The organism is Fulvimonas sp. R45 (assembly GCF_030504985.1).
Taxonomy (GTDB): Bacteria; Pseudomonadota; Gammaproteobacteria; order Xanthomonadales; family Rhodanobacteraceae; genus Rhodanobacter_A.
On sequence record NZ_JASERU010000005.1, the window covers coordinates 188,722 to 214,669 of the forward strand.

26 protein-coding genes are annotated in these 25,948 nt (G+C 71.3%); 14 read left to right on the top strand and 12 right to left on the bottom strand.

Annotated elements, in window-relative coordinates:
- The first annotated feature begins 101 nt into the window (after positions 1 to 101).
- From QMK61_RS06760 to QMK61_RS06770, 3 genes are read left to right on the top strand one after another with little or no spacing between them, the layout of a single operon-like run.
- Complete coding sequence (locus tag QMK61_RS06760) at positions 102 to 509, top strand: ribonuclease (RefSeq protein WP_302071366.1); 408 nt, start codon at positions 102 to 104, stop codon at positions 507 to 509.
- Positions 506 to 931 carry a barstar family protein gene (locus QMK61_RS06765; protein WP_302071367.1) on the top strand — a complete coding sequence of 142 codons (426 nt, stop codon included), beginning with the start codon at positions 506 to 508 and terminating at the stop codon, positions 929 to 931. The genes QMK61_RS06760 and QMK61_RS06765 overlap by 4 nt, the downstream gene beginning before the upstream one ends.
- Positions 928 to 1,161 (top strand): RNA-binding S4 domain-containing protein, encoded by a 234-nt coding sequence (locus tag QMK61_RS06770; protein WP_302071368.1) that lies wholly within the window; start codon positions 928 to 930, stop codon positions 1,159 to 1,161. The genes QMK61_RS06765 and QMK61_RS06770 overlap by 4 nt, the downstream gene beginning before the upstream one ends.
- A gap of 10 nt (positions 1,162 to 1,171) precedes the next feature.
- On the opposite strand, the gene QMK61_RS06775 is transcribed toward QMK61_RS06770, so the two are convergent.
- Complete coding sequence (locus QMK61_RS06775) at positions 1,172 to 1,990, bottom strand: arylamine N-acetyltransferase (protein WP_302071369.1); 819 nt, start codon at positions 1,988 to 1,990, stop codon at positions 1,172 to 1,174.
- A gap of 127 nt (positions 1,991 to 2,117) precedes the next feature.
- Here QMK61_RS06775 and msrA point away from each other — a divergent pair, with 127 nt between their 5' ends.
- From msrA to QMK61_RS06790, 3 genes are all read left to right on the top strand, one after another.
- On the top strand, positions 2,118 to 2,816 hold the full coding sequence (gene msrA / locus QMK61_RS06780; protein WP_302071370.1) for a peptide-methionine (S)-S-oxide reductase MsrA: 699 nt from the start codon (positions 2,118 to 2,120) through the stop codon (positions 2,814 to 2,816).
- Between the two features lie 102 nt (positions 2,817 to 2,918).
- Positions 2,919 to 4,133, top strand: a complete 1,215-nt coding sequence (gene kch / locus QMK61_RS06785; RefSeq protein WP_302071371.1) for a voltage-gated potassium channel protein — start codon at positions 2,919 to 2,921, stop codon at positions 4,131 to 4,133.
- Between the two features lie 31 nt (positions 4,134 to 4,164).
- Entirely contained in the window at positions 4,165 to 5,238 is a 1,074-nt protein-coding gene (locus QMK61_RS06790) for a mechanosensitive ion channel family protein (RefSeq protein ID WP_302071372.1), read from the top strand.
- A 40-nt stretch (positions 5,239 to 5,278) separates the two neighbouring features.
- Here QMK61_RS06790 and QMK61_RS06795 read toward each other — a convergent pair whose 3' ends face one another.
- Complete coding sequence (locus QMK61_RS06795; protein WP_302071374.1) at positions 5,279 to 5,704, bottom strand: VOC family protein; 426 nt, start codon at positions 5,702 to 5,704, stop codon at positions 5,279 to 5,281.
- A 206-nt stretch (positions 5,705 to 5,910) separates the two neighbouring features.
- Between QMK61_RS06795 and QMK61_RS06800 the strand changes: the two genes are divergently transcribed.
- Complete coding sequence (locus tag QMK61_RS06800; protein ID WP_302071375.1) at positions 5,911 to 8,109, top strand: penicillin acylase family protein; 2,199 nt, start codon at positions 5,911 to 5,913, stop codon at positions 8,107 to 8,109.
- Between the two features lie 536 nt (positions 8,110 to 8,645).
- Here QMK61_RS06800 and bla read toward each other — a convergent pair.
- Genes bla through QMK61_RS06820 form a run of 4 tightly spaced genes read right to left on the bottom strand, consistent with a single transcriptional unit; the run spans position 8,646 to position 11,687 of the window.
- The gene (gene bla, locus QMK61_RS06805; protein ID WP_302071376.1) at positions 8,646 to 9,518 is read right to left on the bottom strand and encodes a class A beta-lactamase; all 873 of its coding nucleotides are present in this window, start codon (positions 9,516 to 9,518) and stop codon (positions 8,646 to 8,648) included.
- Between the two features lie 54 nt (positions 9,519 to 9,572).
- Entirely contained in the window at positions 9,573 to 10,436 is an 864-nt protein-coding gene (locus QMK61_RS06810; RefSeq protein WP_302071377.1) for a class I SAM-dependent methyltransferase, read from the bottom strand.
- A gap of 31 nt (positions 10,437 to 10,467) precedes the next feature.
- A complete protein-coding gene (locus QMK61_RS06815; RefSeq protein WP_302071464.1) occupies positions 10,468 to 10,977 on the bottom strand; it encodes a DUF1697 domain-containing protein in 510 nt (169 codons plus the stop codon).
- An 8-nt stretch (positions 10,978 to 10,985) separates the two neighbouring features.
- Entirely contained in the window at positions 10,986 to 11,687 is a 702-nt protein-coding gene (locus QMK61_RS06820) for a glutathione S-transferase N-terminal domain-containing protein (protein ID WP_302071378.1), read from the bottom strand.
- Positions 11,688 to 11,945: 258 nt separating this feature from the next.
- Here QMK61_RS06820 and QMK61_RS06825 point away from each other — a divergent pair, with 258 nt between their 5' ends.
- Complete coding sequence (locus QMK61_RS06825) at positions 11,946 to 12,797, top strand: hypothetical protein (RefSeq protein WP_302071379.1); 852 nt, start codon at positions 11,946 to 11,948, stop codon at positions 12,795 to 12,797.
- 67 nt (positions 12,798 to 12,864) lie between these two features.
- Positions 12,865 to 14,181: an amidohydrolase family protein gene (locus QMK61_RS06830; protein WP_302071380.1), complete on the top strand. Its 1,317-nt coding sequence runs from the start codon at positions 12,865 to 12,867 to the stop codon at positions 14,179 to 14,181.
- Between the two features lie 65 nt (positions 14,182 to 14,246).
- Here QMK61_RS06830 and QMK61_RS06835 read toward each other — a convergent pair whose 3' ends face one another.
- The 3 genes from QMK61_RS06835 to QMK61_RS06845 all read right to left on the bottom strand — a co-directional run bounded on the left by QMK61_RS06835 (position 14,247) and on the right by QMK61_RS06845 (position 16,638).
- On the bottom strand, positions 14,247 to 14,633 hold the full coding sequence (locus QMK61_RS06835; RefSeq protein WP_302071381.1) for a carboxypeptidase-like regulatory domain-containing protein: 387 nt from the start codon (positions 14,631 to 14,633) through the stop codon (positions 14,247 to 14,249).
- Positions 14,634 to 15,366: 733 nt separating this feature from the next.
- Complete coding sequence (locus QMK61_RS06840) at positions 15,367 to 15,492, bottom strand: hypothetical protein (RefSeq protein ID WP_302071382.1); 126 nt, start codon at positions 15,490 to 15,492, stop codon at positions 15,367 to 15,369.
- A gap of 270 nt (positions 15,493 to 15,762) precedes the next feature.
- On the bottom strand, positions 15,763 to 16,638 hold the full coding sequence (locus tag QMK61_RS06845) for an aldo/keto reductase family oxidoreductase (RefSeq protein ID WP_302071384.1): 876 nt from the start codon (positions 16,636 to 16,638) through the stop codon (positions 15,763 to 15,765).
- 109 nt (positions 16,639 to 16,747) lie between these two features.
- Between QMK61_RS06845 and QMK61_RS06850 the strand changes: the two genes are divergently transcribed.
- The 4 genes from QMK61_RS06850 (at position 16,748) to QMK61_RS06865 (ending at position 19,751) form a co-directional block, all read left to right on the top strand.
- Positions 16,748 to 17,659: a LysR family transcriptional regulator gene (locus QMK61_RS06850; protein ID WP_302071385.1), complete on the top strand. Its 912-nt coding sequence runs from the start codon at positions 16,748 to 16,750 to the stop codon at positions 17,657 to 17,659.
- Positions 17,660 to 17,775: 116 nt separating this feature from the next.
- Entirely contained in the window at positions 17,776 to 18,069 is a 294-nt protein-coding gene (locus QMK61_RS06855) for a hypothetical protein (RefSeq protein WP_302071386.1), read from the top strand.
- Positions 18,070 to 18,486: 417 nt separating this feature from the next.
- Positions 18,487 to 18,966, top strand: a complete 480-nt coding sequence (locus QMK61_RS06860) for a VOC family protein (protein WP_302071387.1) — start codon at positions 18,487 to 18,489, stop codon at positions 18,964 to 18,966.
- Positions 18,967 to 19,100: 134 nt separating this feature from the next.
- Positions 19,101 to 19,751 carry a glutathione S-transferase family protein gene (locus QMK61_RS06865; RefSeq protein ID WP_302071388.1) on the top strand — a complete coding sequence of 217 codons (651 nt, stop codon included), beginning with the start codon at positions 19,101 to 19,103 and terminating at the stop codon, positions 19,749 to 19,751.
- 18 nt (positions 19,752 to 19,769) lie between these two features.
- Here the strand turns inward: QMK61_RS06865 and QMK61_RS06870 are convergent, their stop codons facing one another.
- Positions 19,770 to 20,906 carry an MBL fold metallo-hydrolase gene (locus tag QMK61_RS06870; protein WP_302071389.1) on the bottom strand — a complete coding sequence of 379 codons (1,137 nt, stop codon included), beginning with the start codon at positions 20,904 to 20,906 and terminating at the stop codon, positions 19,770 to 19,772.
- A gap of 104 nt (positions 20,907 to 21,010) precedes the next feature.
- On the bottom strand, positions 21,011 to 22,024 hold the full coding sequence (locus tag QMK61_RS06875) for a phytanoyl-CoA dioxygenase family protein (RefSeq protein ID WP_302071391.1): 1,014 nt from the start codon (positions 22,022 to 22,024) through the stop codon (positions 21,011 to 21,013).
- 136 nt (positions 22,025 to 22,160) lie between these two features.
- Here QMK61_RS06875 and dbpA point away from each other — a divergent pair, with 136 nt between their 5' ends.
- Entirely contained in the window at positions 22,161 to 23,540 is a 1,380-nt protein-coding gene (gene dbpA / locus QMK61_RS06880) for an ATP-dependent RNA helicase DbpA (RefSeq protein WP_302071393.1), read from the top strand.
- A 97-nt stretch (positions 23,541 to 23,637) separates the two neighbouring features.
- On the opposite strand, the gene QMK61_RS06885 is transcribed toward dbpA, so the two are convergent.
- On the bottom strand, positions 23,638 to 25,689 hold the full coding sequence (locus tag QMK61_RS06885; protein WP_302071394.1) for a M13 family metallopeptidase: 2,052 nt from the start codon (positions 25,687 to 25,689) through the stop codon (positions 23,638 to 23,640).
- Positions 25,690 to 25,948 lie beyond the last annotated feature (259 nt).

The window sequence follows — 25,948 nt, forward strand, 5'->3', positions numbered from 1 at the left end:
CCGCGGCGGGGCCAGCGCTGGAAGTCACGCCCGCCATGCGGCGCCGCGGCATGCCGGGCCATCCGCTAAGCTGTTCGCCTGTCCGTTGCCGGCCACCCCGCATGCGTTCCTGGAAACCGCTGCTCGTGCTCGTGATCGTCGTCGCCGCACTGCTGTGGCAGCGGCACGCCTCCACGCCCCCGGAAACACCGCCGCCGGCGGCCAGCGTCGCGACGGCCGCGGACGGCACCGCCCTGCCCGCCTTCCTGCCGCCCGAGGCCCGCCGGACGCTGGCGCTGATCGCCCGTGGCGGTCCGTTCCCGCATGCGCAGGACGGCGTGGTGTTCGGCAACTACGAAGGCCTGCTGCCGAAGCAGCCGCGCGGCTACTACCACGAGTACACGGTGGAGACGCCGGGCGCGCGCAACCGCGCCGCGCGGCGCATCATCACCGGCGGCACCCCGCCCGTGGTCTACTACTACACCGACGACCACTACCGCAGTTTCCGCCGCTTCGCCTGGCAGCCATGAACGCGCACGACGCCCCGCTCGACCTCACCCGCCCCGCCCACAGCGGCGTGTACTTCGTGGACGAGGCCGACCTGGACACCATGGGGACCGCCGCCGCGGCCGAGACGCTGGGCGTGTGCCGCATCGACCTCGCCGGTTGCGGCGACAAGGCTTCCCTGCTGCGCCGCATGGCCGACGCGCTGCCGCTGCCGGCCGACTTCGGCCACAACTGGGACGCGCTGGCGGACTGCCTGCGCGACCCGTCGTGGCGTCCCGCCTGGGGCCACGCGCTGCTGTTCGACCACGCCGCGGCCCTGCGCGACGGCGACGAGGCGGCCTTCGAGGTACTGCTCGGCATACTGGACGACGCCGCCACCTTCGCCATGGAACAGGACCGCCCGTTCTTCGCCTTGCTTGCCCTGCCCGACGACGAGACCGCATGAAACCGCAACGCCTCACCTTCGAACTCGACCGCGGCCACGTCGAGCTGAACCAGTTGCTGAAGCTGGCCGGCCTGTGCGGCAGCGGCGGCGCGGGCAAGGCCGTGGTGGCCAGCGGCGCGGTGACGGTGGACGGCCAGGTCGAGCTGCGCAAGACCTGCAAGATCCGCGCGGGCCAGGTGGTGCGCGTCGACGGCGCGGAGATCCGCGTGGTGGCCGCGCCCGCGGCGTAGCGCGCCGGGCTCAGCCTCCCGGCAGCGCCGCGAGCTTGCGTTCCAGCACCGCGTCGTCGGGTACCTGCAGCAGGAATTCCTCGCGCAGCGCGCGGAGGATCTCCGCCGTGTCGTGCAGCGTGCGCCGCTCCGGCTCGGCGTCCACGCGGCGCACGGTGAACTCGCGGTCGCGCAGGGTCAGCCGGCGGTCCGGCAGGGTGCGCGCCACGGTGAGATGGTCGACGAAATGCGAGTCCGGGTGGCTGGACACGTAGTGGTTCGCCACCTCGTAGTCGATCGTCGGGTGCGGTTGCAGGTCGAAGCGGTACAGGGTGAACCAGTCGCCGCGCACGCAGACCTGCATGCGCCACTCGCCGCTCCGCTCCAGCAGCCGGAACGGTTCCAGCGCGGTGGGCTGCGCCTCGTCCGGGCGCAAACGCAGCGCGCCGGCCAGGGTCATGCTGCCGAAGCCCACGTCGGCCAGCCAACTGGCGCCGTCCAGTTCCACCCGCAGCAGCATGTGGGTCTGGGCGGTGACCGCGTCCTCGGGCCTGTTCCACAGCACGCGCGCTATAAGCCCGTGCACCTCGAAACCGATGGCGCGCAGCGCGGCGGCGAACAGCAGGTTCTGTTCGAAGCAGTAGCCGCCGCGCCCACCCCGCACCAGCTTGCGTTCCAGCGATCCGGGCGAAAGCCCCACCGGCACGCCACGCAGCGGGTCGAGGTTCTCGAAGGCGATCGCCCCGGCGTGAGCCACGGCCAGCCCGTGCAGGGTCCGCGCGTCGACGGCCGGCGTTTCGCGGTAGCCGATGCGGCGCAGGTAGGCGGCCAGGTCGATGGCGGAGTCCATGTTCGGCGGAGATGAGGGCGGGTCCGCACGATAGCACCGGGGTCGCGGCGCGGCCACGCACGACCCGACGTAACCCGGCGCGCCACCGCGACGAAGAACCGGTACCCGAACCGCACGGAGAACCGCCATGCCCCGCCCGCTCCGCATCCTCGCCGGCCTCGGCGTCCTGCTGCTGGCCGGCCTCGCCGCATGCAGCGCCACGGCCGCCGACCACCCGCTGCCCGCCCCCACCCTCGACGCACCGGCGACCACGCCCCACGGCGACCGGACCGCCGTGCTCGCCGGCGGCTGCTTCTGGGGCATGCAGCTGGTGTTCGAGCACGTGCGTGGCGTGCGCCACGTGTGGGCAGGCTACAGCGGCGGCAGCGCCGCCACCGCGCACTACGAGGACGTCAGCGAGGGCGACACCGGCCACGCCGAGTCGGTGAAGCTGCAGTTCGACCCCTCGATGGTCAGCTACGGCCAGTTGCTGAGGATCTACTTCGCCGTGGCCCACGACCCGACCCAGCTGGACCGGCAGGGGCCGGACAGCGGCACGCAGTACCGTTCGGAGATCTTCTACGCGAATCCGCAACAGCAACGGATCGCCGCCGCCTACATCGCCCAGCTCGGTGCGGCGAAGGCGTTCGACGCGCCCATCGTCACCCGCCTGGAACCGCTGCGCGCGTTCTATCCCGCCGAGGCCTACCACCAGGACTTCGCGCTCCGGCATCCGGACAACCTCTACATCGCGATCAACGACACGCCGAAGCTCGCGCGGCTGAAGCGGCTGTTCCCGGCGCTGTACCAGCCGGCGCCGACGGTGGTGGACGTGCGGCTGCGTTGAGCCGTGCCGGCGGGGCGGCGTTGGCCTGCGCCGCCCGGCTTGCTAAGGTGGAGCCCCGCCCGGGTCCGCCGTCGTGGCGGACAGGGAGTCCCGCGTTCCACGATGAATCTCGCACCGACCCGCCGCCTGCGCCTCCAGCTGCAACGCCTGCACCACGCGGCGCGCGGCCCGCACTGGTTTCCGCACGTGCCGCTGGCGCTGCTGCTCGGCCTGGGCGGCCTGTGGCTGCTGCGCGCCGAGCTGGGCGTGGGCTGGAGCCGCTACGCGCAGCTGCTGATGGTCGGCTCCACCCAGCTGCAACCGCGCCTGCTGCCGCCGCTGCTGATCGGCGGCGGCATGCTGACCATGGCGCTGGGCCTGCTGCTGCGCTCGCGGCTGGCCTGGACGATGGCGCTGCTGCTGGAGGTGCTCGGCGCGGCCAGCCTGCTGCTCGACGCGCACGCGCACCACGGCCACGTGTTGCTGGCCTACTTCGTGCTGGTGCTGGCGGCGCTGCTGGCCGCGTGGCGGCAGTTCGACCGCAGCAGCGTGGCCGCCAGCACGCTGTTCGCGCTGACCTCGGTGGCGATGCTGCTGCTGTACGCCACCTTCGGCAGCTACTACCTGGGCGCGGACTTCAAGCCGCAGATCACCGACCTGGTCACCGCGCTGTACTACGCCATGGTCACCATGAGCACGGTGGGCTACGGCGACATCACGCCGCAGACCACGGAGGCGAAGCTGTTCACCGTCTCGGTGATCGTGCTCGGGGTGGCGGTGTTCGCCACCTCGCTGACCGCGGTGATCGCGCCGATGGTGAGCCGCAGCCTGCAACGCATCGTCAACCGCAAGGCCAACCGCATGAAACGCGAAAACCATTTCGTGGTGATCGGCAATTCGCCCCTCGCCATCAACACCTGGCGCGAGCTGGCCGGCCGCGGCCAGCCGGTGACGCGGGTGCTGCGCCAGGCGCCCGACGGCGACGTGGCGGAGACCACCGACGTGGTGGTGGGCGATCCCGGCAGCGTCGACGTGCTGCGCCAGGCCGGCGCGGACAAGGCCAACGCCGTGCTGGCGATGCTGGACGACGACTCCGAGAACGCCTTCGTGGTGCTGGCCGCGCGCGAGCTGGGCGGCGGCGCGCGCACCGTGGCCGCGGTGAACGACGCGCGCCACCTCGGCCGCATCAAGCTGGTGCAGCCGGACGTGGTGATCGCGCCGCAGATCCTCGGCGGCGAACTGGCGGCGATGCTGATGTGCGGCGAGGAAGTGACCTCGGACTTCGTGATGCAGCGCGTGTTCCAGCCGGGTCGCCAGGACCGGCCCGCGGGCGCCTGACCGCCTTGCCGGCAAGGACTCGACGAGAACGATGAACCACTGGCTGTTCCACACCCAATGGCTGGACAACCCCACTGTCGCCTGGATGGCCGCCGCGCTGGGCGCGCTGCTCGGCTACCTGCTGGCGCACGCCGCCGTGGCCATCATCGGAGCGCGGCTGGAAGCGCTGGCACAACGCCGGCCCGGCGGCACCGCCGGGATCGCCGCCGTCGTGGCCCGCGCCACGCGCGGGTGGCTGTTGCTGCTGCTGGCGATCGCCATCGCCGGCCGCTACCTGAACCTGCCGCCGTCGGCCCATGGCCACCTGGGCCAGCTGATCTACCTGCTGGCCGGGCTGCAGCTGGCGTTCTGGCTGACCCGGCTGATCGTGGCCTGGCTGGGTCGCGCGGCGCCCGACGGCACGCCGCGCAACTCGGTGATGTTCGGCATCCTGAGCTGGTCCGCGCAGCTGGTGGTCTGGGTGGTGGTGGTGCTGGCCGTGCTGGCCAACGCCGGGGTCAACGTCAACGCCTTCATCGCCAGCCTGGGCGTGGGCGGCGTCGCGGTGGCGCTGGCCGCGCAGACCGTGCTGGGCGACCTGTTCGCCTCGATCAGCATCGGCCTGGACAAGCCCTTCGAGGTCGGCGAATCGATCGCCTTCGGCGACGACTCGGGCACGGTGAAGCGGGTCGGCATCAAGAGCACGCGCATCCAGTCGCTGGGCGGCGAGGAACTGTCGATCTCCAACTCCACTCTGCTGAAGGAACGGGTGCACAACTACAGCCGCATGCGCGAGCGGCGCATCGCGTTCGGCCTGCGCGTGGCCATCGACACGCCGCGCGCCAGGGCCGAGCGCCTCGTCGGCGAGGTCCGCCACCTGATCGAGGGCATGGACACGGTGCGCTTCGATCGCGGCCACATGACCGGCTTCGGCGACTGCTCGCTGGACTTCGAGTTCGTGTACTACGTGCTCGACCCCGGCTTTGCCACCTATCGCGACATCCAGCAGCGGATCAACTTCGGCCTGATGGACCTGCTGGACGACATGCAGGTGAAGCTCGCGGTGCCGGTGCGCGCGCTGCACGGCGCCGGCGCGGGCCCCGCCCCGGCGCCATCCGCCAGCTGACCGCCCGGCCGGTCCGGCGATGCCGGCCGGGCGCGCCGCATCAGCCCGCCGGCTGGGCCGACGTCACCACCAGCCAGTGCACGCCGAAGCGGTCCACCAGCATGCCGAAGCTGCTGGAGAAGAAGGTCGCGCTCAGCGGCTGCTGCACCTGGCCGCCGTCGGCCAGGGCGTCGAAGCAGCGCCTTGCCGAGGCGTCGTCGTCCACGGTCAACGACACGGCGAAACCCTGGAACTGCGGCTGGCCGCGGCAGAAACCGTCCGAAAGCATCAGCTGGGTCTGGCCGATCTGCAGCGACGCGTGCATCACCTTGTCCGCCGGCGGCCGGCTGCCGTCGGGGCACTCGCCACCTTCGGGGCCATCGCCATAGCGCAACAGCATCTGCACCTCGGCGCCGATCGCCTTGCGATAGAACCCGACCGCTTCCTCGCAGCGGCCTTCCAGGAACAGGTAGGGATTGACGTGCATGAGCGTGTCCTCGCGTAGGGGTGAACGATGCCGGCATGGCATCCGTCAGTCCGACGAACGGGCGGCGCAACAATCGACACGCGCGGCATGACCAAAGGCACATGACCTGCACCGGCCGCACCGGCGCCTGCTAAGGTGCCCTTTCCACGCCACACCGACGGTGCGCGGCGGCCCGGACGCCCCGCCTGCCCAGGGGAATCGAACCGATGCACGCGAACCGACGTCCCGTCCCCCGCATCCGCCTGCGGCCGCTGGCCGCCCTGCTGGCCTGCCTCGCGGCCACCGCCCAGGCCGCCACGTCCGACCGCGCGCGCCTGCAGCACGAGGCGCAGGCCGTCACCATCACCCGCGACGACTGGGGCATCGCCCACGTGCACGGCCACACCGACGCCGACGCGGTGTTCGGCATGGCCTACGCCCAGGCCGAGGACGACTTCAACCGCGTGGAAACGAACTACCTCACCGCGCTGGGCTGGACGGCGCAGGCCGAAGGCGAATCCGCGATCTGGCAGGACCTGCGCCAGCAGCTGTGGGTCGACCCGGCAAAGCTGAAGAAGCTCTACGCGCAGAGTCCCGGCTGGCTGCGCCAGCTGATGGACGCCTGGGCCGACGGCCTGAACTGGTACCTCGCCACGCATCCGGACGTGCATCCGAAGGTGATCGCGCACTTCGAGCCGTGGATGGCGCTGTCCTTCTCCGAGGGCAGCATCGGCGGCGACATCGAGCGCGTGTCGCTGAAGGACCTCGCCGCGTTCTACGGCGACGCGCATCCCGCGCTGGCCGCGGTCAACCCGCCCAGTTGGGCCGAACCCACCGGCTCCAACGGCATCGCCATTGCGCCGAAACTCACCACCGACGGCCATGCTCTGCTCTGGATCAACCCGCACACCTCGTTCTACTTCCGCTCCGAGCTGCAGATGTCCAGCGACGCGGGACTGGACGCCTACGGCGCGGTGACCTGGGGCCAGTTCTTCGTCTACCAGGGCTTCAACAAGCACATCGGCTGGATGCACACCTCCACCGGCCTCGACGCGGTGGACGAGTTCGCCGAGACCATCGTGCGCAAGGACGGCAAGCCGTACTACCGCTACGGCAAGGCGCTGCGGCCGGTGACCGCGCGTGAGATCGCCGTGCGCTATCGCGCCGCCGACGGCACGTCGAAGACGCGCCACTTCACCGCGTATTTCACCCATCACGGCCCCATCGTGAAAAGCGAGGGCGGCCAATGGATCGCCGAGGCGCTGATGGACAAGCCCGTCGCCGCGCTGGAGCAGAGCTGGCTGCGCACCAAGGCGCACGACTACGCCAGCTACATGAAGGTGGCCGAGCTCAAGGCCAATTCCTCCAACAACACGCTGTTCGCCGACGACAAGGGCGAGATCGCCTTCCTGATGCCGCAGTTCGTGCCCAGGCGCGACAACCGCTTCGACTACACCCGGCCCGTGGACGGCAGCGACCCGGCCACCGACTGGCATGGCCTCACCCCATTGAACGAGCTGCCGCAGGCGGTGAACCCGCCCAACGGCTGGGTGATGAACACCAACGACTGGCCGTATTCCGCCGCCGGCAAGTACAGCCCGAAGCCGGCCGACTTCCCGCGCTACATGGACAGCTTCGGCGAGAACCCGCGCGGCATCCACGCCACCGGCCTGCTCACCGGCGCCAGTGGCTTCACCGTGCCGAAGCTGATCACCGACGCCTTCGACTCCTACCTGCCCGAGTTCGCCAAGCTCGTCCCGATCCTGGCCAGGGACTACGACGCCCTGCCCGCCGGCGATCCGCTGAAGGCGAAGCTGGCCGGCCCGGTCGAGCTGCTGCGGCATTGGGACGATCGCTGGGGCATCGCCTCCATGCCCACCTCGCTGGCGGTGTTCTGGGGCGACACGCTGTGGGACGAGAGCTACGCGAAGGCGAAGGCCGCCGGCGTCCCGCCCTACGACTACATGGCGCGCGACGGCGGCGCGCAGGAACGCCTGCATGCGCTGGAGGAAGCCGTGGACCGCCTGGTGCGGGACTTCGGCAGCTGGGGCGTGGCCTGGGGCGAGATCAACCGCTTCCAGCGCCTCGACGACGCGATCAAGCCGCACTTCGACGACGCCAAGCCCAGCATCCCGGTGCCGTTCGTGTCCTCGCGCTGGGGGTCGCTGGCCTCGTTCGGCGCGCACCGCTGGCCCGGCACGAAGAAGTACTACGGCAGCAGTGGCAACAGTTTCCTGGCGGCGGTGGAGTTCGGCCCGCGGGTAAGCGCACGCGCCGTCACCGCCGGCGGCGAAAGCGGCGATCCCGGTTCGCGGCATTTCGCCGATGAGGCCGGGCGCTACGCCAGCGGCAACCTGCGCACGGTGTATTTCTGGCCCGACCAGCTCGAGGGGCACACCGAGCGCGTGTACCACCCCGGCCGTTGAATCGCAGGGCCGGCCGGCCCTGCCTCGCTCCGCCACCGGCCTTCTGCCGTACAGGCCGTCCCTGGCCTGCATGGGCGCTCCAGGCGTCGAGGCGTTCCTACTGCGCGCCGCCGGCGGTCGTTGCCGGCGCCGGCGTCTGCGCGGGCGCGGCGCTGGTGGCCGCGGGTTGCGGAGTCGTGGCCGGCGCCGGCATGGCCGGAGCCTGCGTGCTCGCCGCCTGGCCGGGGGCCCCGGGGGAAGAAGCCATGTCGCCGCTCTTGCCGCATGCCGACAATGCCAACAAAGCCACAGCCAACAGCCCTGCCCTGACTGAACCTTTCATATCGAGGTCTCCGTTGCGGGTTGGGTGCGAGCGCGGCCCAATGGCAGCTCCAGTTCCACTTCCACGGCGAAACCGTGACGCCGCGCTCGCGCATCGACCCTACGCAGGTCTCTGTCGACATTCCAGAGTCGTTGCATTAAGTCGCGCTTAACATCGCCGTGACGGGGACGCGAGAAGCCAGGGCCTCGCCCGCCCGGACACGCGGCGAACGGGGTCAGGCCGACGCGGCGATCCGCCCCACCTCGGCCAGCACGGCGGCGCGCGCCGCGGTGTCCGCGTCGCCGTCGGCGAGGTAGGCCGCCACCAGCAGCGGCTTGCGCCGCGGCGGCCAGAAGATCGCGACGTCGTTGACCTCGCCATGAGGACCGCTGCCAGTCTTGTCGCCGGCCCGCCAATCGGGCGGCACGCCGGCGCGCAGCTTGTCGAGCCCGGTGCGGGTGGCGTGCAGCCACGCCTCCAGCCGGTCGCGCGACGCGGCGGAGAGCGCATCGCCGAGCAGCAGCGCGCGCAGGTCGCCGAGCATGGCGGCCGGCGTGGTGGTATCGCGCAGGTCGCCGGGCGCGCCGACGTTGAGCTCCGGCTCGAAGCGATCCAGCCGGGTCAGCGGATCGCCCAGCTTCCGCGCGAAGGCCGTCACCGCGGCCGGGCCGCCCAGGCTTTCCAGCAGCAGGTTGTCCGCCGTGTTGTCGCTCACGGTGATCGCCGCCTCGCACAGCTCGGCCACGCGCATGCCCGGCGCGCCGGTGCGGTGGCTGGTCACCGGCGCATACGACAGCACCACATCGCGGCCGAACACGACGCGCCGGTCCAGCCGCTCGGCGCCACGGTCGACACGCGCCAGCACCGCGCCGACCGTCAGCAGCTTGTGCGTGCTGCACATCAGGAAGCGCTCGTCCGCGCGATGGCCGAAGCGGCGCCCGTCGCCGGTGTCGTGGATGGCCACGCCCAGCCGCACGCCGTGCCGCCGCTCCAGCGCGGCCAGTCGCGCCGCCACGTCCGGCGCGTGGGCCGGATGCGCGAGGGCGGGACGAAGGGCAAGCGCCGAGGCGCCCAGCAAGCCGGTCTTCAACAGTGTCCTGCGATCCATGGGATCCCTTTGCAACGGGGCGGGCCTCCCATCCTGCCCGCGTCCGCGGGCTTTTCAAGGCTGCGCGGATGGCGGAGCCGGGACATGGAAGACCGCGACGCGACCGCCCGCCGGCGCATCGTCGCACGCCAGCCAGGGCTCCGCGGCAAGCGCCGCGGTGCAGGGCCCGAAGCTGCACACGCGGAACGCGCGGCGCGAGGCTTCGCGCCGCAGCGCATCCAGCACGCTGCGCAGGATCGCGCCGGTGAACGGGGTGTACAGGTAGAACACGCTGCCGGTCGAGAAGTCCGCATCGCGGGCGTCGCCCTGCACGAAGCAGGCGTTCGCCAGCTGCAGATCCTGCGCGCAGCGGCGCGCACCGGCGACATAGGCCGGCTCGATCTCGACGCCCACGCCACGCGCCCTGGTGCAGATCGCCGTCAGCAGCGGCACGTGGCCGAGGCCCGAGCCCAGGTCGACCAGCACGTCGGCCTCGTCCAGCGCGAGGCGGTCGAGCAGGCCGAAGACCTGGCGCGCCGGCGTGGGCTGGTAGAGCACCATCTCCGGCGCCAGCGCACCCACCTCGCCCGGCACTTCGAACGGCAGCACGCCGCCGACCAGTTCGTCCAGCCAGTCGTACGCGTCGGCAGAACGGCACGCGGCTTCACCGGCCGCGCCCGCGCGCCACCAGCCCTGCAGCGCCGCGCGCCCCTGCCCCCGCCGGATCGCATGGCGGATGGCCTGGTATTGCGCCGCGTTGGCCGCCTCCAGCCGCGCCTGGAGCGCCTGGCCGCGCCGCACCAGCGCGGGCTCGCCATCCATCGGCATCAGCGCGTCGAGGCGATCGAGCGCCTCGATGCGCTCGCGCAGGCGGTCCGGCGCCTCCAGCGCACGGATGCGTTCCAGCCGTTCGAGCAGGGCCTGCAACGCGTCGCTCATCGGCGGCGCTCCACGGGGCGGCAGGCCCCGCTCACGCCGACGCCATCTCCGCCAGCGTGGCGATGGTGTTGATGTTGCGCGCGGTGCCCATCTTCGCGGCGGGGATGCGCAGGCGCGAGTGGGCCATGCCTTCGCCATAGTGCACGTAGATCTCGCGACGCCCCAGCGCCAGCGCCTCGTCCTTGCGCCCGCTGGCGTGCTCCAGCGCATCGACGGGCGGCGCGCGGTCCAGGAAGATCGCCACCACGCGGTTGCCGGGGGCATCCTGGAACGGATTGGCCGCCAGCACCGCGGCCATCTCGGCGGCGGTGCGCACCAGCACGCCCACCGGCTTGCCGGCATGCGCCGCCAGCCGTCCTTCCAGCGCCGCCGCCACCGCGTGCTCCGCCAGCGCGCTGCGGAACACCACGTTGCCGCTGGCGATGTAGGTGCGCACGTCGGCGAAGCCGGCCTGCCCGCACATCGCGCGCAGCTCGGCCATCGGCAGCTTGCCGGTGCCGCCCACGTTCACCGCGCGCAGCAGGGCCACGTAGCTGTGCAGGGCCCGCGTCAACGCGAGGGCACCTTCAGCCCGCGCTGCACCGCCGGCCGCGACAGCCCGCGCTCCAGCCACGCGCCCACGTGGGCGTAGTCGTTGAAGCCCACCAGGTCGTGCGCGTCGTAGAAGGTGATCAGGTTGTTCACCCAGCCCAGCGTGGCGATGTCGGCGATGGTGTAGTCCCCGCCCATGATCCACTCGCGGCCGTCCAGGCGGCCGTCCAGCACGCCGAGCAGGCGCTTCGATTCGTCGACGTAGCGCCTGAGCGGCCGCTTGTCCTCGTACTCGCGGCCGGCGAAGCGGTGGAAGAAACCCACCTGCCCGAACATCGGGCCGATCGAGGCCATCTGGAAGAACACCCACTGGATCGTCTCCCAGCGCCGTGCCGGATCGGCGGGCAGGAACCGGCCGGTCTTCTCGGCCAGGTACAGGAGGATCGCGCCGGATTCGAACAGCCCCAGCGGCTGCCCGCCCGGGCCCTCGGGATCGATGATCGCCGGGATCTTGCCGTTCGGGTTCAGCGACAGGAACTCGGGCGTGTGGCTCTCGTTCTTCGTGATGTCGACCAGGTGCGCCTCGTACGGCAGCCCGGTCTCCTCCAGCATGATCGACGCCTTCACGCCATTGGGCGTGTTGAGCGAATAGAGCTGGATGAGTTCCGGATGCTTCGCGGGCCAGCGCTGGGCGATGGGGAAATCGGCGAGATCGGGCATGGCGCATCTCCTGGGGGCGAATCGACATGATGGGTGCCCGCCACGGCCGCTTCAACGACAGCCACCGCAGATTCGCAGGGATGTACGAGCCTACTCGTCGACCCATGCGCCCGTGACCGTGGCATCATCGGCGCCATCGTGCGCCGTGCACCCATGGCGCATGGCGTTGCGTCGGGTTCCGGTGGCCTCGCCTTCTTCCGCCCTCGACGCCGTCTTCTGTCCACGTTCACGTGCAGTACCGACCCGGGGAATATGACGATGAGCGATTCGAGAGCGGAGCGGTTCGCATGGCTGGGTCCGGCCGTGCGCCAGACCATGCCGGAAGCATCCCGCGCCGGATGGATGGCGGGTTTCACGGGGCCCGGCCATGTGCTGCTGGCCGCGGTGATGATCGCCCTGGGCCTGCGCGGGCTGGCCTGCGGGGATTTCGCCTCGGTCTGGCAGCGCATCCCCGTCGAGCATCTGCCGGCGCGCGCGTTCTTCGTCTACGCCACCGCCGTGGTCGAGCTGGCCACGGGCGTCGGCCTGCTGCTGCGACGGACCATCGCGGGCGCCTCGCTCGCCCTGTTCGTGTTCCTGGTCCTGTGGGCGGTCCTGCTGAAACTTCCCGCCGTGGTGGTGGCGCCCTCGATGGAGGCCACCTGGCTCGGCCTCGGCGAGATCACCACCATCCTGGCGGGCAGCTGGGCGGTGTTCGCCGTGCACGCGGACGCGCGGGTCCGGGCGCGCCTGCCCGCCCTCGTCGATGCCCGCGGCGTGCGCGGGGCGCGGCTGCTGCTCGCGCTCTCGCTGCCGACCATCGGGCTGGCGCACTTCGTCTATCTCCCGCAGACCGTGCAACTGATGCCGGCATGGCTGCCCTGGCACCACGGCTGGGCCTGGCTCACCGGCGCGGCCAGCCTGGCCGCCTGCCTGGGCATCCTGTCCGGCATCGCCGCGGGCCTTGCCGCCACGCTGGAGGCGGCGATGCTCGGCATCATCACCCTGGTGATCTGGTTGCCCGGGCTGGTCGCGGCGCCCTCGGACGGCAGTGTGACGCCGTTCCTGATGTCCGCAGCCATCGCCTGCGGTGCGTGCGCGGTAGCCGACTCGTATCGCGGCAACCGCTGATCGCCAGGTGTCGTGCCGGCGCGGCGGTAGCGCCAGAAACGACGATCCCGAATCGAGGAGATAACGGATGCGCAAGCTTCCACGCCGTCTGATCATGCTGCTGCTCGTCCTGTGGCCGGCCTTCGCCGGCGCCAGCCCCGCAACCGCAACCGCCACCGCGCCGGCCGACCATCCCTGGCTGCTCAAGGCCGACCGCGTGTTCGACGCGCGCAGCGAACAGGCGCACGCGGGCTGGGCCGTGCTGGTCGAAGGCGGCCGGATCGCCGCGGTCGGGCCCGCCGCGCAGATCCAGGCGCCGCCCGGCACGCAGACCATCGACCTGCCCGGCACCACCCTGCTGCCCGGCCTGATCGACGCGCACTCGCACATCTTCCTGCACCCGTACAACGAGACGCTGTGGAACGACCAGGTGCTGAAGGAGCCGCTGCCCTACCGCACCATCGAGGCGGTGAACCACGTGCGCGACACCCTGATGGCCGGCTTCACCGCGCTGCGCGACCTCGGCACCGAGGGCGCCGGCTACGCCGACGTGGACGTGCAGCGCGCGATCGACCAGGGCCTGATCCCCGGCCCGCACCTGTTCGTGGCCACCCGCGCCACCGTCGCCACCGACTGCTACGGCCCCGGCCCCATGGGCTTCCGCACCGACCTGGACCTGCCGCAGGGCGGCATCCCGGTCAGCGGCGTGCCGGAGATGATCCGCGCCGTGCGCGACCAGGCCGGCCACGGCGCGGACTGGATCAAGATCTACGCCGACTACCACTGCGGCAAGAGCCACGGCTCGGTGCCCACCTTCAGCGAGGAAGAGCTGAAGGTGGGCGTCGAGACCGCACACTCGATGGGGCTGCCGGTGTCGGTGCACTCCACTACCGCCGAAGGCATGCGCCGCTCGGTGCTCGCCGGCGTCAATACCATCGAGCACGGCTTCGGCGGCACGCGCGAGGTGTTCGAGCTGATGAAGCAGCACGACGTCGCGTACCTGCCCACGCTGGAGGCAGTGGCCGCCTACGCCGAGTACTTCGCCCACTGGAAACCCGGCGACCCGCCCACCGCGGAAATGCAGCAGGCCGCGCACGCCTTCAAGCTGGCGATGGCCGCCGGCGTCACCATCGGCTGCGGCAGCGACGTGGGCGTGTTCGCCCACGGCACCAACTACAAGGAACTGGAATGGATGGTGCGCGACGGCATGTCGCCGGCGCGCGCGCTGCTCGCCGCCACCGCGGTCGACGCGCGGATCCTGCGCCAGCAGGACCGCTTCGGCCAGCTCCGGCCCGGCCTCGACGCCGACATCATCGCCGTGCAGGGCGACCCCACGCAGGACATCCGGGCCATCGAGCACGTGCCGTTCGTGATGAAGGGCGGCGTGGTCTACAAGCATCCGTAGCGCTGGCGCAACAAAAAGCCCGGCGCGTTCCGGCGCCGGGCTTTCCAGCACGCAAGCGCGGGGCGTCACTCCTTGCCGACGACCTCCGGGCAGTGGATCTTCGCGCAATCGAAGTCCACCTGGATGCCGCGCCCCACGACCACCGGCACGTTCAGGTGCTTGGCCACGGCGTTGCCGCTGTTTTCCAGCGTCACGCTGTAGACGCCGACCGGCAACTCGCGGATGGAGTAGCGGCCACGGGAACTGACGTGGACCGTACGCGTGGTTCCGGTCGTGTTGCTGTGGACCGCCACGGCATAGCCTGTCGGCGCCTTGCCGAACACCGTGCCCGTGGTGGATTGCGCGTCGACCGCGGTGGACCCGGCCGCGACGCACGCACCGATGACAATCGCCAGCGCCAGGTTCCAGCCGCGACGACGCGAAGACGGACTGACCAGAGTTCTGCTCTTCATGGGACGGATTCCATTGGGGGATCGATGTGACGCATGGGCCGCCAGGGGTTTGGCATGGGCCCATGCGGGTTCCGGATGGCCTGGCCAGGGACCGGTACGTTGCCGGCCGGCCGGACAGGCGCTGTCCGCGGCTGCCGATGGACAGATCGTCCATGGGGAAGCCGCGCGCAGCCTATCCTCTGCCGGGTGCGTCGCCGAAGGGCCAGAGGTCATGAAGGACAAAGGTCATGGGTCGCGCAGTGCGTGCATCGGACGCATGCGAGGGTATTCGCGGGCGACTCTCATGCGCGGGCGACTCTTGTTAGGCGCAGGCATGGACTCCGGCAATCCGCACCAGCCACCCGGCAACGATCGGCCGGCCGGCCGGTCGCGAGGCCGGCAAGGGAGGGGCCGTCTTGCAATCGCGCAGCGGGTGTTCTCAGACCTGCCAGCGGCGTACTTCCACGCGCTGGCAACGCGTGCAGCACCGGCGGTCGGCTTCCGTCTTCACCCAGCGATGTCCGACGAGGCGGCACAGCAGCCGCATGAGCCCTTGGAAAAAAGCCATCTCTCCTCCCCCGGCGGCAGGCCGGGCTTCCGAGCCCGCAAGACTGCCGCTTCGTGGATGAACAGACGTCGTGCCTATCCATCCCCTCAATCCATAACTGTGAACTCTATCACGCTTTTTTGTAGGACAGGCGACACGCGCCAGACAGCCGGAATCGCCCCTCGCGACGGGGAAACCGCTTGGAAATCAAGGCGAAGGAGCAAGGTTCTTCAGCAGGGGAGCGCCCAGGCAAAGGTAGTCCTCCGCGCCGAGCACGCGTGCCGTGGTGACGCCGTCCTTGCCGGTGTCGCCCGGCACGCACAGCGAGCGCATGCGGTCCCAGTCGCGCGGACCATGCTGTCCGCCGTGGCGGCCGCAGCCTGTGGAATGGCCGCCGGCTCGATCCGTGGAAGGTTCGGCATGACTTGGTTCCGCGCGTACCTGGCGGTTGGCCTGCTGGCGTTCGCGCCCTTTCCGCCGGCCTTTGCCCGGGGCGCCGCCGCCGCGAACGTGGCGTCGATGGACGCGATCATCGCGGCGGTCTACGACGTGATCTTCGACCCCAAGGGCAACCGCGCACCGCGCGGGCCGGGCGCAAAACGCTCAGCCAGCTTCCCCTCCGACGGCATCCAGTTCCGCCATCACCGCCCCGTCCAGGCGCAGTTCCGCCGCTGCGAGGTTCTCGCGCAGGTGCGCCAGCGACGAGGTGCCGGGGATCAGCAGGATGTTGGGGGCGCGCGCGAGCAGCCAGGCCAGGGCCACCTGCATCGGCGTGGCGCCGAGACGGCCGGCGACGTCCGCCAGCCGGTCCGACTGCAGCGGGGTGAAGCCGCCCAGCGGGAAGAACGGCACGTAGGCGATGCCCTGCGCGCCGAGCGCGTCGATCAGCGCATCGTCACCGCGGTGCACAAGGTTGTAGTGGTTCTGCACGCAGACCACCTCCGCGATGCGCTGCGCCTCGGCCACCTGGGCCGCGGTGACGTTGCTCAGGCCGAGCTGGCGGACCAGTCCCCGCTGCTGCAACTCGGCCAGCGCGGTGAACTGCGGCTCGATCGAGCCCTCGGACGGCGCATGCGTGCTGCTCATGACGCGCAGGTTCACCACGTCCAGCGCATCCACGCCCAGGTTGCGCAGGTTGTCGTGCACGGCGGCGGTCAGCTCGGCCGGGCTCTGCGCCGGGTTCCACGAGGCGTCGGCGCCGCGCACCGCGCCGACCTTGGTCACGATCACCAGCCCGTCCGGGTACGGATGCAGCGCCTCGCGGATCAGCCGGTTGGTCACGTGCGGCCCGTAGAAGTCGCTGGTGTCGATGTGGTCCACGCCGCTCGCCACCGCCTCGCGCAGCACCGCCAACGCCGCGGCATGGTCCTTCGGCGGGCCGAACACGCCCGGCCCGGCCAGCTGCATGGCGCCATAGCCCATGCGGTTCACTGTGCGGTTTCCCAGGGCGAAGGTGCCCGCGTTCGTCAGCTTGTTCATGATCGTCTCCAGAGGGGCGGCCGGATGGCGCCGGGGCACGCACTGTACGCCGCCTTCGCCTGGCCGATAATCCCGTGCAATCGGCACGGGCCGTGCGGGAATCAGGACAATGGACACAGAGCTGCGTGACCTCTTCGCCTTCCTCGCCGTGGTGCGCGCCGGCGGCTTCCGCGAAGGCGCGCGCGCCAGCGGCACGTCGGCCTCGCGCCTGAGCGAGAGCGTGCGCCGGCTGGAGGCGCGCCTGGGCGTGCGCCTGCTCCATCGCACCACGCGCCATGTCGCGCCCACCGAGGCGGGCCAGCGCCTGGCCGAACGGCTGTCGCCCGCGCTGGGCGAGGTGCAAAGCGCGCTCGACGTGGTGAACCACTACCGCGACCGACCCGCCGGCACGCTGCGGCTCAACGTGCCGGCCACGGTGGCGCGGCTGGTGCTGCCCGCCATCGTCACGCCCTTCCTCAAGGCCTATCCGGACATCCGGCTGGAGGTCATCGTCGAGGACAGCTTCGTGGACGTGCTGGCGGCCGGCTGCGACGCCGGCATCCGCTACGACGAGCGGTTGGAGAAGGATATGGTCGCCGTGCCGATCGGCCCGCGCGTGCAGCGCATGGCCACCGCCGCCGCGCCGGCCTACCTGGAGGCGCACGGCCGCCCTCGCCATCCGCGCGACCTGCTGCGGCACGCCTGCCTGCGCGGGCAGTTCGCCAGCGGCGCCATCCCGACCTGGGAATTCGAGCGCAAAGGAGACATCGTCCGCGTCGATCCCGGCGGCCCCCTGCTGGTGCGCCTGGGCGCGTCGGTGGACCTGGCGGTCGCCGCCGCGGTGGACGGGCTCGGCATCATCCACCTGTTCGAGGCCTGGCTGCAGCCGTACCTGGACAGCGGCGCGCTGATACCGCTGCTCAAGCCGTGGTGGCAACCCTTCAGCGGGCCATACCTCTACTACCCGGGCCGCAGGCACCTGCCCGCACCGCTGCGCGCGTTCGTCGATTTCGTCAGGACCGCCGGCCAGGCGCGCGCGTGAGGAGCCGTCGAAGACGATGCGCTTCGCCAGCCATGACAGGCGTGCGCGCGTTCGTTGACGCGCGGTTCAAGCTTCCCGCGCCACGATCCGGACGCTGCAGCTCCACGGAGAAGCGCATGAAAGCGGTCACCGTCATCATCCTCGTCGCGACGCTCGGCCTGGCGGGCTGCCATGCCCATCGGGACAAGGAAACACCGCCCGCCCCATCCGCGCCAGGCGTATCCCCGGCGACGGCGAAGTCCGACAAGGCGCTGGAAAAATCGCGCGACGCCATGCTGGGCAAGGACATGGACATCGGCAGCCAGCACTGGGCCACGAGCCCGGCCGCGGCGTCGACGGCGCCGGTCGCAGCGACGGCCGCGAGCGGCCCCGCGGCCGCTTCGTCCGCGCCCCGCGCCGGCAAGCATTGAGAGCCTGTTCACGATCTCCGCGTGGCCCGCGTGGCCTTGCTTTGGCCGCCCGGTGGGAGTGCGTGGCGCAGCGACTGCCTGGCGGGCAGGCCAAGCCGCGCGCTGCCGCATGGCGGCCAAAGCAAGGCAACCCGAAGGGCCGGCTCTGTTGGCTCACACGCCGGCGTCATCGCTCCGTCGTGGACGGACGTCCACTCTCTCACTCTTCCTTGGCCTGCGTGCAAACAGCTCCCCGCGCGGGCTACGCGGAGATCGTGAACAGGCTCTGAGGCCACCCCGCAACAGGGCCATGGGAGGCACCGGCGCCGGGACCGCCTGCGTGCCGGCGAAAATGGATGCCGTCCGTGTCGATCCGCGCGCCCGCCATTCGTCGAAGGGATGAAGGGCGCCCCTGCCGCCCTGAATCGGAGAACCGGAATGACCCGCAAGAACACGATCTGCCTCTGGTACGACGGCAACGCCCTCGACGCCGCGACCTTCTACGCGAAGACGTTCCCGGACAGCGCCGTGGGCGCCGTCCACCGCGCGCCGGGCGATTATCCCGCCGGCAAGCAGGGCAACGTGCTGATGGTCGAGTTCACGGTCATGGGCATCCCGTGCCTGGGCCTGAACGGCGGCCCCGGGGTCCCGCACACCGATGCCTTCTCGTTCCAGGTGGCGACCGACGACCAGGCCGAGACCGACCGCCTGTGGAACGCGATCATCGACCACGGCGGCCAGCCGAGCGCCTGCGGCTGGTGTCGGGACAAGTGGGGCCTGTCCTGGCAGATCACCCCGCGCGCCCTCACCGCCGCGGTCACCGACCCCGACCCCGCCGCGGCCAAGCGCGCCTTCGACGCCATGATGGGGATGACCCGGATCGACATCGCAGCGATCGAGGCGGCGCGGCGCGGCTGACGCAGCCGTCGCCGTCCTTGGCCGGAATGCATCGCGCCCGGCCGGTCCGCCAGCCTTCCATCCGCCTTCGGGAACCCGGGACCACCGCACGGACGCGCGGTCACGGAGCCCCTGTCCGATCCGGAGCCTTGCTCATGCACCCCATCATCACCGCCTTCGAGAGTTCGCCCGACCGTGGCCAGGGACTCGCGCGCGACATGCGCGTGCGCTGGGCGCTGGAGGAAGTGGAGCAGCCCTACGACGTCCGCCTGGTGTCATTTCGCGCGATGAAGGAACCCGCGCACCGCGCGCTGCATCCGTTCGGGCAGATCCCCACCTACGAGGAAGACGGGCTGGTGCTGTTCGAGTCGGGCGCCATCGTGCTCCACGTCGCGCAGCGCCACGCGGGCCTGCTGCCGGAGGAGCCGGACGCCAGGGCGCGCGCGATCGCCTGGATGTTCGCCGCGCTCAACACGGTGGAGCAGCCCATCCTCGAACTGCAGGTCGCCAAGTTCCAGGAAGGCGACAAGCCCTGGAGCGCGGAACGCCTGCCGCTCATCAAGGACCGCATCCGCGCCCGGCTGGGCGAGCTTTCAGTCCGCCTGGGCGATGCCGACTGGCTGGACGGCACGTTCAGCGCGGGCGACCTGATGATGGTGCACACGCTGCAGCGGCTGAAACCCTCCGGCATGCTGGACGACTACCCGGACCTCGCCGCCTATGTCGCACGCGGCGAGGCGCGCCCCGCCTACCAGCGCGCCTTCGCCGCCCAACTGGCGGTATTCACCGGCCAGCGGCCAAGCTGACCGGCAAGGTCGCGCCGTTCAATCCAGCGGCCAGGGCAACCGGTCGCCCAGCCGGTCGTTCGCGCCATCCCTGGCCGGTTCGGCCTGGGCCGCGGGCCGCTCGTCGCCCATGGGTTGTCCGCGCCGCCACCACGGCTGCACCTCGCGGCGCTCGGCGGGCTCAGCCGGTTCGCCGAGGCGCGGCAGCAGCAGCGCGGTGTCGGAGCCGGCCCGTGCGAGCAGGTCTTCCACCGGCTCGTCCCAGGCATGCGTGGACAATGCGAACGTGCCCCAGTGCACCGGCATCAGCACGCCGCCGCCCAGCAGGCGGTGGGCCTTCAAGGCATTGTCCGGGCCCAGGTGGATGTCGCCCCAGGACGGGTGGAACGCGCCGACTTCGAGCATCACCAGGTCGAACGGGCCCAGCCGCTCGCGGATGGCCTCGTATTCGGTGGTGAGTCCGGTGTCGCCGCTGAAGAACACGCGATGCCGCTCTCCGGTCATGACCATCGACGACCACAGCGTCTGGTTGCGGTCCTTCAGGCCGCGGCCGGAGAAATGCTGCGATGGCGCCGCGGTGATGGTCAGCCCGGTGCCCGGCACGCGATGGCTCTGCCACCAGACCAGTTCAGTGATGCGCGAAGGTGCGATGCCCCAGCTTTCCAGGTGGGCGCCGACGCCGAGCGAGGTGACGAACGGCACCTTCGATTTGGCCAGCGCGCGTATCGTCGGGTAGTCGAGGTGGTCGTAGTGGTCGTGCGAGATGACCACGGCGTCGATCGCGGGCAGGTCGCGCAGCCCCACCGGCACCGGCTGGAAGCGCTTCGGCCCGAGCAGGGTGAACGGCGACGCGCGCTGGCCCCAGACCGGGTCGGTGAGCACGCGCCAGCCGTCGATCTCCAGCAGCACCGTGGAGTGCCCCAGCCAGGTGGCGCGCAGCCCGCTCGCGGGCTTGCGCAGCCAGGCCTCGCGCGGATCGTGCGACGGCAGCGGTTGCGGCGGCGTGCGCGCCTCGTCGCCGCACAGGAACTCGCGCAGCGTCGGCCGCGGCGCCAGCGGATCGCGCAGGCCCGGCAGCACCGGGTGGATGTTGCGCAATTGCCCGCCGTCCCACATGGGCAGGTCGCGCAGCCGCTCCAGCCGCTCGCCCTGCGGTGGCTTGCCGAAGGATTTCATGCGCCGCTCCCGTCATTGCCTGTCCTATCGGGCAAGCATGGGGACGCGGCCTGCCATGCCCAAGGGCCCGGCGTGCGGGGCGCCGACGCAACGCGACGCGCAGGTCACTCCGGCGCGGGCAGGCCCGGCATCATGTTGACGTACTGCACCACGCGCGGCCGCTCGCCCAGGTTTGGGCGGCTGCCGTGCGGCAGCCAGGCGTGCCAGATCACCATGTCTCCCGCACGCCCCGCCACCGGCTTCGGGCCCAGTGCGTGCAGGTCCTGCCGCTGCGGATCCGCGCCGGGCGGCAGCGATGCCAGCCAGTCCGGCAGGCGCCGCTGGAAACCGGGCACCACGGTCAGCGCGCCCTGCTCGGCCGGCGTGTCGGCCAGGTACACGATGCCCTGCGTCTCGAACGCGAGCGGCTCGCCGAAATCGAGGTCCCAATGCAGGTCCGGCCCCGGAAAGGGGGCGCCGTTGCGTTGCGGCGGATGAAAGCCGCAGCGGTCCGCGCTCACCCACAGGTCGGCGCTGCCCCACAGCTGCGCGTAGGCCTTGTGGATGCGTGGCGAGCGCCGCACGGCTTCCAGCGCGGGATGCTGGATCAACTCGACCATGATGCCGTGACGCCCGTCGCCCCGGTACCACGACTCACGCGCGTCCGACGTCGCGTCGACGTGGGCATAGACCGCCCGCTCCGCGTCGCGGCGCACCGCTTCCCCGACGGCCTGCCGCAACACCACGTAGCCGTTGGCCTGCCAGCACGCCAGATCGTCCCCGGTCAGCACGGGCGGGGCCGCCTCCACCGCCGCCATCCACGATCGCACCGCCGGCGGCGGCGGCGCGCCGAGCAGCGTCGCCTGCAGCCGCTCCACGCGCAGGGCGTCGGGCGGCCCGACGGTGGCGACCACCCATGCCTCGAACGCCTCGAACGTCGGCCCGGCACTCATCAGGTGATGCCAGGTCTGGTGCAGGCCCAGCCCCAGCGCGTCGAGCACCAGGCGATCCAGCCTCGCCTCGCCCGGCCGCCGGACCGGCGCCCCCGTCCTCGCGGCCATCGCGGTCGACCACAGCCGTTTGAGGTGGGGCACGCCGAGCGCGCCGACGACCCTGGACGATGGAAGCGGGCGATTCATGGGACCCTGGTGCAGTGGATTTCGACCGGGGCGGATCATGGCACAGCGAGCGACGCCTTCGGCGTGTCCGGCATTCCCGTCATGCGGGCCGCCACGGCCACGCCCGGCCCGCACCGGTTTGATGCGATCATGGCGAATGACCGATTTCGCCACGCTCCCGCTCAAACCCGCCCTGCTGGCCAGCCTGGAAGCGCACGGCTACGCCGCCATGACGCCGGTGCAGGCACAGAGCCTGCCGCCGATCCTCGCCGAGCGCGACGTGATCGCCCAGGCCCGCACCGGCAGCGGCAAGACCGCCGCGTTCGGCCTCGGCCTGCTGCAGGCGCTGGACGTGGACACCATCCGACTGCAGGCGCTGGTGCTGTGCCCCACGCGCGAACTGGCCGACCAGGTGAGCAAGGCGATCCGCCGGCTCGCGGCCGCCCTGCCCAACGTGAAGCTGCTGACCCTGTGCGGCGGCATGCCGCTCGGCCCGCAGCTCGCGTCGCTCGCCCACGACCCGCACATCGTGGTCGGCACGCCCGGCCGCGTGCAGGAACACCTCAAGCGCGGCAGCCTGCACGGCGGCGGCATCAAGGTGCTGGTGCTGGACGAGGCCGACCGCATGCTCGACATGGGTTTCGGCGAGGCCATCGACGACATCGTCGGGCGCATCGCCAGGCACCATCAAACCTTGTTGTTCTCCGCCACTTACCCGGAAGCGATCCGCACCGCCAGCCGGCGGCTGCAGCAGGCCCCGGTGGAAGTCACCGTGGACACGCCGGCCGAGGCCGCGCCGCCGATCGAGCAGCAGTTCGTCGAGGTGGAACCGGCCCGCAAGCCCGACGCGCTGGCCCAGTTGCTGGCCGCCGACCGCGGCCAGCACGCGCTGGTGTTCTGCAACATGCGCAAGGACGTCGACGCCGTGGCGCAGGAGCTGGACCGCCGCGGCTTCTCCGCGCTCGCCCTGCACGGCGACATGGAACAGCGCGATCGCGACGAGGTGCTGGTGCGTTTCGCCAACCGCAGCTGCGGCGTGCTGGTGGCCACCGACGTCGCCGCACGCGGCCTGGACATCGCCGCGCTGCCGCTGGTGGTCAGCTACGACACCGCGCACGACCCCGACACGCACACCCACCGCATCGGCCGCACCGGACGCGCCGGCCAGTCCGGTCTGGCCATCACCCTGTGCACGCCGCGCGAGCGGCCCAAGGCCGCCAACATCGAGCAGGCGCTGGGCGAGCCGCTGCCCTGGCGCCCGCTCAAGCTCGCGCCGCCGCGCGGCAAGACCCTGTACCTGGCGCCGATGAAGACCCTGGTGATCGACGCCGGCCGCCAGGACAAGCTGCGCCCCGGCGACATCCTCGGCGCGCTCACCGGCGAGGCCGGCCTGTCCGCCGGCGACATCGGCAAGATCGACGTCTTCGCCACCCGCGCCTACGTCGCCATCGCCCGCCCGCTGGCGAACAAGGCGCTCGAACGCCTGCGCGCCGGGCGGATCAAGGGGCGCAACTTCCGGGTGCGGGCGCTGGGTTAGCGCGCGTCGCCGGCGAGCCCGGCCTCGCCTTGGGCGACCACCGGGCTGATGGAAGAAACGCGCGCGCAGCGGACACCCACGCGTTGCGCCGCGCCCGTCACCAGATCCGGACGCGGTCCTGCGGCGCGCGCCACATGGGCTGCCCGGGCTTCACGCCGAACGCCTGGTAGAACGCGGGGATGTTCGACATCGGGCCGAGCACGCGCCACTTCGCCGGGGCGTGCACGTCGGACAGCAGCCGCTGGCGCAGCTGCTGCGGGCGCTGCTGCATCATCCAGCCCATGGCGTAGCCGAGGAAGTAGCGTTGCGTCGGCGTCAACCCGCCGATCTTCTTGCCCGCCTTGAACTGCGCCGTCTTCTCGAACGCCTCCAGCCCGAGCAGCACGCCGCCGTAGTCGGCGATGTTCTCGCCCAGGCTGGCCTTGCCGTTGATGTGCAGGCCCGGCAGCGGCTCGTACGCGTCGAACTGCCTGACCATCATCTGCGCCGCGGCGTTGAAGCGGGCGGCGTCCTGCGGCGTCCACCAGTCGGACAGGTTGCCCCGCGCGTCGAACTGGCGGCCCTCGTCGTCGAAGCCGTGGGTGATCTCGTGGCCGATCGTGCTGGCGGCGACGTAGCCGTAGGCGACCGCGTCGTCCACCTGGTCGTCGGGCACGCCGGGCACCATGAAGATCGCCGCCGGCAGCACGATCTCGTTGTTCGACGGGTTGTAGTACGCGTTGTAGGTCTGCGGGGTCATGTCCCATTCGGTGCGGTCGACCGGCTTGCCGAACTTGGACAGGTTGTCCTGGAACTGCCAGCGGCGCGCCGACATCACGTTCGCCGCATAGGACGCGCGCCCCACCACCAGCGCCGAATAGTCCTTCCACTTATCCGGATAGCCGACCTTGGGCGTGACCGCGGCCAGCTTGGCCAGCGCCTTGGCCTTGGTCGCGGGGCCCATCCAGTCGAGCCGCTCGATGCGGTCGTGGAAGGTGCTGCGCACCGCCTCGACCATCGCCTCGTAGCGCCGCTTGGACGCCTCCGGAAAGTACTGCCTGACGAAGATGCGCCCGAGCACCATGCCCATGGCGTCGTTCTCCTCGTCCAGCACCCGCTTCCAGCGCGGGCGCTGTTCCTGCTGGCCCGACATCGCGCGGCCGTGGAAGTCGAAGTGTTCCCGCTCCAGCGCGGTGGACAGGAAGGGCGCGTAGCCGTCGACCAGGTGGTAGCGCAGGTAGTCCTGCAGCACCGGCAGCGGCGTCGCGCGCAGCAGGCGGTCCTCGGCGGCGAAGAACTCCGGCTGGCCGACGATCACGTAGGACGGGTGGAGGCCCCAGGCCGCCAGCCGTGCGTTCCAGTCGATGGACGGCGTGTACTTCGAAGTGAATTCGGCCGGCGACATCTTGTGGTAGTTCTTCTGCGGGTCGCGCAGGTCCTCGAGCTTGCGCGAGGCCTTCGCCAGCGCCGTCTCGAAGGCCATCACCCGCGCCGCCGCCGCCCGGGCCGCGGCCGGGTCGCGGCCGAGCAGCGCGAACGTGCGCGCCATGTGCCCGACATACGCGGCGCGGACCTTCGCCACGCCCGCTTCCGGGTTGAAGTAGAAATCGCGGTTGGGCAGGCCCAGGCCGCCCTGGTGGATCTGCACCGCCATCGTCGCGCTGTCCTTGTCGTCCTGCGCGATGCCGATGCGGAACAGCGCACCGACGCCGATCGGCTTGAACGCGAACACGGTGTCCAGCACGCCCGCGGGCGAAGTGATCGCGTCGATGCGCGCCAGCTCGGCATCCAGCGGATGCAACCCAAGGCGATCGGCCTTCGCCACGTCCATGGCGGTGGCCCAGAAGTCGCCGATCTTCTGCGGGTCGCTGCCCGGCGCCGCCGGCTGCTTCGCGGCCGACTCGCTGATGCCGCGCAGGCGCGCGTACAGCTCGTCGTCCACCTCGTTGCCGATGCCCCACGACGCCTCCGACGCCGGGATCGGATGCGCCTTCAGCCAGGCCCCGTTGGCGTACTCGAAGAAATCCACGCCCGGGTCGACGGACCGGTCGATGTGCGAGGCGAGGAAATCCTGCCCGGGCGCGGCATCCGCCGCGAAGGCGCCGGCGGAGGCGAAGGCCAGCGTGGCGGACAGCAGCGCGACGCGGAGGGAGGCGGCTAGGCGGGTCATGGGTCGTTCCGGGCTGGGAATCGCGCGACTTTGCAGGTCGCGGGGGTGTTTGTGTACCTGTCAGAGGTCATGCCCGCGGCCTGGCGGCGTCCACCCGTGACTCAGCCACATATGGGCGGGTGACATTCCAATTCGATGCGACAAGACATCACGGCCATGCGGTCCGCCGCGATGCGCAGCGGCGCGTCCGTGGACGGCGGCCGGGCGTCCTCGCCCCTGGCGTACATCAGGAAGACGGTGGGCGAGCCCGGCGTATGCG

Bases quoted from the DNA above. Each gene is read 5' to 3' on its own strand.
- QMK61_RS06760 (WP_302071366.1), top strand. From the start codon at position 102: ATGCGTTCCTGGAAACCGCTGCTCGTGCTCGTGATCGTCGTCGCCGCA.
- QMK61_RS06765 (WP_302071367.1), top strand. From the start codon at position 506: ATGAACGCGCACGACGCCCCGCTCGACCTCACCCGCCCCGCCCACAGC.
- QMK61_RS06770 (WP_302071368.1), top strand. From the start codon at position 928: ATGAAACCGCAACGCCTCACCTTCGAACTCGACCGCGGCCACGTCGAG.
- QMK61_RS06775 (WP_302071369.1), bottom strand. From the start codon at position 1,990: ATGGACTCCGCCATCGACCTGGCCGCCTACCTGCGCCGCATCGGCTAC.
- msrA (WP_302071370.1), top strand. From the start codon at position 2,118: ATGCCCCGCCCGCTCCGCATCCTCGCCGGCCTCGGCGTCCTGCTGCTG.
- kch (WP_302071371.1), top strand. From the start codon at position 2,919: ATGAATCTCGCACCGACCCGCCGCCTGCGCCTCCAGCTGCAACGCCTG.
- QMK61_RS06790 (WP_302071372.1), top strand. From the start codon at position 4,165: ATGAACCACTGGCTGTTCCACACCCAATGGCTGGACAACCCCACTGTC.
- QMK61_RS06795 (WP_302071374.1), bottom strand. From the start codon at position 5,704: ATGCACGTCAATCCCTACCTGTTCCTGGAAGGCCGCTGCGAGGAAGCG.
- QMK61_RS06800 (WP_302071375.1), top strand. From the start codon at position 5,911: ATGCACGCGAACCGACGTCCCGTCCCCCGCATCCGCCTGCGGCCGCTG.
- bla (WP_302071376.1), bottom strand. From the start codon at position 9,518: ATGGATCGCAGGACACTGTTGAAGACCGGCTTGCTGGGCGCCTCGGCG.
- QMK61_RS06810 (WP_302071377.1), bottom strand. From the start codon at position 10,436: ATGAGCGACGCGTTGCAGGCCCTGCTCGAACGGCTGGAACGCATCCGT.
- QMK61_RS06820 (WP_302071378.1), bottom strand. From the start codon at position 11,687: ATGCCCGATCTCGCCGATTTCCCCATCGCCCAGCGCTGGCCCGCGAAG.
- QMK61_RS06825 (WP_302071379.1), top strand. From the start codon at position 11,946: ATGAGCGATTCGAGAGCGGAGCGGTTCGCATGGCTGGGTCCGGCCGTG.
- QMK61_RS06830 (WP_302071380.1), top strand. From the start codon at position 12,865: ATGCGCAAGCTTCCACGCCGTCTGATCATGCTGCTGCTCGTCCTGTGG.
- QMK61_RS06835 (WP_302071381.1), bottom strand. From the start codon at position 14,633: ATGAAGAGCAGAACTCTGGTCAGTCCGTCTTCGCGTCGTCGCGGCTGG.
- QMK61_RS06840 (WP_302071382.1), bottom strand. From the start codon at position 15,492: ATGCGCTCGCTGTGCGTGCCGGGCGACACCGGCAAGGACGGCGTCACC.
- QMK61_RS06845 (WP_302071384.1), bottom strand. From the start codon at position 16,638: ATGAACAAGCTGACGAACGCGGGCACCTTCGCCCTGGGAAACCGCACA.
- QMK61_RS06850 (WP_302071385.1), top strand. From the start codon at position 16,748: ATGGACACAGAGCTGCGTGACCTCTTCGCCTTCCTCGCCGTGGTGCGC.
- QMK61_RS06855 (WP_302071386.1), top strand. From the start codon at position 17,776: ATGAAAGCGGTCACCGTCATCATCCTCGTCGCGACGCTCGGCCTGGCG.
- QMK61_RS06860 (WP_302071387.1), top strand. From the start codon at position 18,487: ATGACCCGCAAGAACACGATCTGCCTCTGGTACGACGGCAACGCCCTC.
- QMK61_RS06865 (WP_302071388.1), top strand. From the start codon at position 19,101: ATGCACCCCATCATCACCGCCTTCGAGAGTTCGCCCGACCGTGGCCAG.
- QMK61_RS06870 (WP_302071389.1), bottom strand. From the start codon at position 20,906: ATGAAATCCTTCGGCAAGCCACCGCAGGGCGAGCGGCTGGAGCGGCTG.
- QMK61_RS06875 (WP_302071391.1), bottom strand. From the start codon at position 22,024: ATGAATCGCCCGCTTCCATCGTCCAGGGTCGTCGGCGCGCTCGGCGTG.
- dbpA (WP_302071393.1), top strand. From the start codon at position 22,161: ATGACCGATTTCGCCACGCTCCCGCTCAAACCCGCCCTGCTGGCCAGC.
- QMK61_RS06885 (WP_302071394.1), bottom strand. From the start codon at position 25,689: ATGACCCGCCTAGCCGCCTCCCTCCGCGTCGCGCTGCTGTCCGCCACG.